The organism is Streptomyces sp. SID13726, assembly GCF_010548375.1.
Classification (GTDB): Bacteria; Actinomycetota; Actinomycetes; order Streptomycetales; family Streptomycetaceae; genus Streptomyces.
In genome coordinates, this window is the sequence record NZ_JAAGLY010000125.1 from 1 (window position 1) to 668 (window position 668).

Sequence of the window (668 nt, forward strand, 5' to 3'; positions counted from 1 at the left end):
GGCCGTCCTGCACGCGGGCGCGGCCCGGGTCCCGGCCAAGTTCGACGGCCGGCCCCTGTCCCTCACCGGGCAGGGTGCCGCCGCCGCGACAGCCGTCCTGGGCGTGGGTACGGTGATTGCGGCCCACTACGACGGCTGGGCCCACTTCTCCGAAGGACTGCCCGAGCTGGAGCTGGCCTTCCACGAGGCCGGACTGTCCGCCCTGCTGCGTACCGCGCCCCACGGCACCTGGGTCCCGCTGACCCCCTGACAGCTAAGGAAGCACAGCCATGCCCTTCGTACGCATCGACCTCGTCCGCGGCCGCCGCCCCGAGGACATCCGGGCCATCGCCGACGCCGCCCACCAGGGCATCCTGGACGTCCTCCAGGTCCCCGCGCGGGACCGCTTCCAGGTGATCACCGAGCATGACGCGGACCATGTCATCGCCCTGGACGCCGGCCTCGGCTTCGAGCGCAGCGACCAGCTGGTGATGATCCAGATCTTCACCCAGTCCGGCCGCACCACCGAGGTCAAGCAGCAGCTCTACCACACCATCGCCAAACACCTGGAAGCCCTCGGCATCCGCGGCGAGGACGTCTTCCTCAGCATCATCGAGAACAACCCGCAGGACTGGTCGTTCGGCTTCGGACGCGCCCAGTACATCGAGGGCGACCTCGCCGTCCCCGGC

1 protein-coding gene and 1 pseudogene are annotated in these 668 nt (G+C 70.4%); both read left to right on the top strand.

What is annotated here, in order from left to right; translation table 11 throughout:
• Positions 1-250: pseudogene (locus G3I78_RS46710) on the top strand (MBL fold metallo-hydrolase); the annotation flags it as partial.
• Positions 251-269: 19 nt separating this feature from the next.
• Positions 270-668 (top strand): tautomerase family protein (locus G3I78_RS46715; RefSeq protein WP_164436677.1); only part of this gene is annotated, 399 nt, incomplete at its 3' end.